Consider the following 4,406-nt stretch of genomic DNA (forward strand, 5'->3'; position numbering starts at 1 on the left):
CGCGCAACCGGTCCAGCAGGGACAGCGCGGCCAGCAGGTCGTGCAGGGTGCCCGAGGTGGGCAGCACGGCCGCCGCGTCGTCCAGCAGCACGCCGACCACGTCCGGCAGACCGCACGCGGCGGCCTCGGCGAGGTCGGCGAGCACCTCGGCGGGGGTGTGGCCGCCGCCGCGCTCGCGCTCGGCGCGGCGGGCCATGAGCCTGCCGCGCGCCGCCAGCTCCAGGGTCGCCCCCCACATGCCCGCGACGGGCAGGGTGGCGGCCGTGGCGGGCGTCCACGCGACGGTCCACCGGGTGGTCAGCGCCTCGCCGCCGCCGACGCCCGCGGTCGCGGTCTCGCTGCCGTAGGGCACGCCGAGCGCGTCCAGCCTGCGCAGGGCGACCTCGCGGCGCGCGTCGAGCGGCGAGCGCAGCGGGTCAAGGCGCAGCTGCGCCGGTTCGGTCGAGCCCGGACCCGGCAGCCGCAGCTCCTCCACCAGGGCCTCCACGGCGGGGGCGAGGCCGGAGCGCGGGGTGCCGGGGGCGAGCAGGCCGAGCCGCTGGCCGACCAGCACGTCACCGGCGGCGCGGGCCACGACCCGGCCGCGGCCGAGCGGTTCGGCGTGGGTGAGCACGCTCTGCACCGCCTCCACCAGCTCGCCCCGGCCCGGCGCGGGCAGCCCGCGCAGCTTGGCCAGGTCGACCGCCAGGCGCAGCGCCTCGCGCGCCTCGCCGGGACCGGCCGGGTGGCCGCGCTCGCGCACGCGCGCGCAGATCCGCACGACGAACGCCGCCGCCGAGGCCTCCACGGCCGCCGCGTCGCCGCCCGACTCGTAGACGGCCTGCTGCCACTCCGGGTCGCGGATGCCCGCCGGGTAGCCGGAGCGCTCGTCCAGCAGCGCGAACCCGTACGGCACCAGCGAGGTCACCACCTCGGGCCCGCTGCCGGTCGGGCGGTCGCCGTCCGGGCCGCGCAGCAGGGCCGCGGCGTGGAAGGAGCCGATGACGGCGGCCGAGCGGCGCCCTGCGACGTCGGCGACGGCGTGCCGCATCCACTCCTCGCGGCGCAGGTCGAACCCGTCGACGCCGTCGCCGTCCGGGCCCTCCGCGTCACGCCGCAGCGCCAGGCCGACCAGCAGCGCGGCGCGGCGCACCGACTCGGGCGCCTGGCCGGGCGCGGCGGCCTCGACCAGGCGGTCCCACAGGTCGTCGCCGTCCCGCCCGGTGATCACCCCGCGCAGCGCGTCGGCCAGCGGGGTGCCGTGGTCGTGCCCACCCCGGTGGCCGTCGCCGCGCAGCGCGATCGGCAGGTCGCACGGCCGCACCTCGACGCCGTTGCGGCGCGCCCAGCGGATCGCGGCCAGCTCCGGGGAGAAGTCCGCGAACGGGTAGAACGCGAGCGAGCCGCCGTCGCGGGCCGCCCCGGACAGGGCGACCGGCGCGAGCAGGTCGGGGTCGGCCAGGTGCGGCAGCCACTCCCCCAGCTCCTGCGGCAGCTCCACCAGCAGGACCTCGGGGTCGGCGGCCTCCAGCAGCGCGGGCATCGCGGCGGCGAGCGCGGGCGAGTGGTGGCGGACCCCGATCAGCACGGGCTCGCGGTGGTCGGCCAGCCGGTCCGCCACCGCGCGGTCCGGATCAGCCTTCGAGGACGTCACGGAGTTCCCACAGCCGTCGCCAGGTGCGCGCGCCGGACTCGGCGCGCCGCCGCACCGCGCCGTCCCAGTAGCCGCGCAGCTTCGCCGCGTCCGCCGGGTCGTCCTTGCGCACCACGCCCAGCAGGTGGCCGGGCAGCAGGGACAGCGGGTCGCGGTCGCTCGGGAAGTACGCGTCGGCCAGGCCCAGCGCGGTCGCCACCGACACCGCCTCGGCGGTGCTCATGACCGTGGACGGCCGCTCGACCGCCCAGCCCTCGCCGGACACACCGTCGCGCAGGTCGCGGAACGCGGTGACCAGCACCTCCAGCACCACGTCGTCCACGGCGAACGGCGCGCCGACCCGCTCCAGGGCGGACTTGGCCTGCCTGCGCACCAGCTCGGTCTCGGCGGCCAGGTCGCCGATCGGGCCGACCGCCTCGAAGTTGAAGCGGCGCTTGAGGGCGGCGGACATCTCCGACACGCCCCGGTCGCGCAGGTTCGCGGTGGCGATGACGGTGAAACCGGGGGCGGCGTGCACGGTGGCCGCGTCGGTGCCGGACAGCTCGGGCACCGCGATGCGGCGGTCGGACAGGATCGACACCAGCGCGTCCTGCACCTCGGGCCGGCAGCGGGTGACCTCCTCGACGCGGACCACGCCGCCGGTGCGCATCGCCGACAGCACCGGGGACGGCACGAGCGCGCGCGGGCTGGGGCCCTCGGCGAGCAGCATCGCGTAGTTCCAGCCGTAGCGCAGCTGGTCCTCGGTGGTGCCCGCGGTGCCCTGCACGGTCAGCTGGCTGGTGCCGGAGACGGCGGCGGCGAGCAGCTCGGACAGCATCGACTTGGCCGTGCCCGGCTCGCCGACCAGCAGCAGGCCGCGCTCACCGGCGAGGGTGACGACGGCCCGCTCCACGAGGGCGCGCTCGCCGACGAACTTCGGGCTGATCACCAGCCGCTTGGGCAGGCCGTCGGCCTGGGCGCCCGTGGGCAGGGCGAGCGCGTCGCCGCCGCTGCCCACGATGAACGTGACGACCGAGCGCGGGGTGAGCCGCCAGCCGGGTGGCTTGAGGCCGTCGTCGTGCGCCGCGAGGAACGCGAGCTCCTCGCGGTGGGCGTCCTCGGCTGGTTCTACCTGCCTGGCGGGGGCGGTGGCGGTCACCGGTGTCCTCCGGTCCTGTGCGGTTCTGGGGTGGGCGCGTCCCCGTCCAGCACGCGCTGCCAGGCGCGGGCGAACAGGTCGGCGACGGGTTCACCGGGCACGAGCGCGCCGGTGCGCTTGGGGGTGTCCGCTCGCGCGGGGTCGAGCAGGTCGGCCTTCCAGGTCTCCAGCGGCGGGTGCGGCTTGCCGGGGTCGACGACGGGGCCGGGGGGGAACAGGGCGCGGCCCGCGCGGGGGCGGCGCGCGGTCACCACCAGGTCGGTGGCGGCCAGCTCGGCGCGGGCGCGCTTGAGGCGGTCGGGCTTCCAGCCGGTCCAGCGGGCGGTGTTGGCGTCCGAGGGGTCGGGGAGCGCGAGGAGCTGGAGGTAGAGGACGGCGGCGTCGTGGGAGAGGCCGAGGGTGGCGGACACCTCGGTGACCAGGTGCGGGGCGGAGGTGGCGGGGTCCTGGAAGTGGGCGTCCGGGTCGGTGTCGGCGCGCGCGGCGCAGGCGGCGGTGAGGGAGTCCTTGGCGAGGGCTTCCAGGTGGGCGGCGACGCGCCAGCGGACCGAGGGTGTGTCGAACTTGGGGTGGGCGGCGCGGGCGCGGAGGAGTTCGAGCGCCTCGGGCAGGCTCGCGCGCAGCGGGGAGGCGGCCGGGAGGCGGTAGGCGAGCCAGGTGAGGGCTTCGAGGGCGGGGCCGAGGTGGTCGGCGGTGAAGCCGTCGGAGGTGGACTGGGGAGCCGGGGGCGCCGGGGGCGCGCTGGTGAGACCGGCCCTGGTCAGCGCGGCGCTGTTCAGGGCTCCGGCGGACGGGCGGGTGGCGCGGACGCCGAGGGGGCGGCGCGGGCGGTTGGTGGTGAGCCAGGTGGCGCTCGTGGGGTTGGCCAGGTCGGAGAGCAGGTCGGTGGAGCGCTCGCCGAACGCCAGGTGGGCGTCGAGCAGGACGTCGTCGGGCACCGGGAGGCGGCGCCCCCGCTCGGCCGTCCACGCGCGGGCGATCGCGGCGGTGTCCTGGCCGGTGGTCCACAGGGCGGTCGGGTCGTCGGGGACGGCGGCGGCGAGCAGGGCGCGGCGGAACCGGTCGGGGGTGCTGTCCAGCGCGCGCCTGGCCATGTCGGCCTCGGCGGTGGACAGGCCGATCAGGCGGCGGTCCGGCTCGGGGAGGAAGTGCTCGGCGGGGCCGTTGACGCCGGGCAGGCCTGCGAGCAGCAGCGCGGCCTGGGCGGTGCCGATGCCCGCGCGCTCGGCGAGGTCCTTCGGGGCGTCCGGGTTCCAGGGGGCGGGGCCGCGGTCGGCGAGGGTGGTCAGGAAGGCCAGGACCGAGGCGGGGGTGAGCGGGGTGCGGACCTCGCGGGCGTCGGCGAGGAGGGCGCGCGGGGGGAGCGCGAACTCGCCGGGGGTCCGGGTGAACTGGAGGCCTTCGACGCGGCAGGTGCCGTTGCGGCGGACGCGGCGCTCGAAGAACGCGACGAAGCCGTCAGCGAGCGGGGTGGCGCGGTGCGGCGGCGGGGCGAACCGGGAGGGCAGCTCGAAGGCGACGACCCGCCACCGCCGCGACCCGTCGACCAGGCCGGCGCGCACCAGGGCGCGCAGGAACCCGACGAGGGCGTCCCGGTGCGGGGGCGGGGTGAGCGGGGAGGCGGCCCGGTGCAGG

2 protein-coding genes and 1 pseudogene are annotated in these 4,406 nt (G+C 78.2%); all 3 read right to left on the reverse strand.

What is annotated here, in order from left to right; all coding sequences use genetic code 11:
- Nucleotides 1-1,633, reverse strand: a 1,633-nt coding sequence (locus ACTUAL_RS11850; RefSeq protein WP_440900276.1) for a DUF5682 family protein, incomplete at its 3' end; no start/stop codon positions are given.
- Nucleotides 1,614-2,771 carry an ATP-binding protein gene (locus tag ACTUAL_RS11855; RefSeq protein ID WP_440900277.1) on the reverse strand — a complete coding sequence of 386 codons (1,158 nt, stop codon included), beginning with the start codon at nt 2,769-2,771 and terminating at the stop codon, nt 1,614-1,616. The genes ACTUAL_RS11850 and ACTUAL_RS11855, both read right to left, overlap by 20 nt.
- Nucleotides 2,768-4,406 (reverse strand): annotated as a pseudogene (locus ACTUAL_RS11860) (hypothetical protein); the annotation flags it as partial. The pseudogene ACTUAL_RS11860 and the gene ACTUAL_RS11855, both read right to left, overlap by 4 nt.

It is taken from the genome of Actinosynnema sp., from assembly GCF_052038725.1.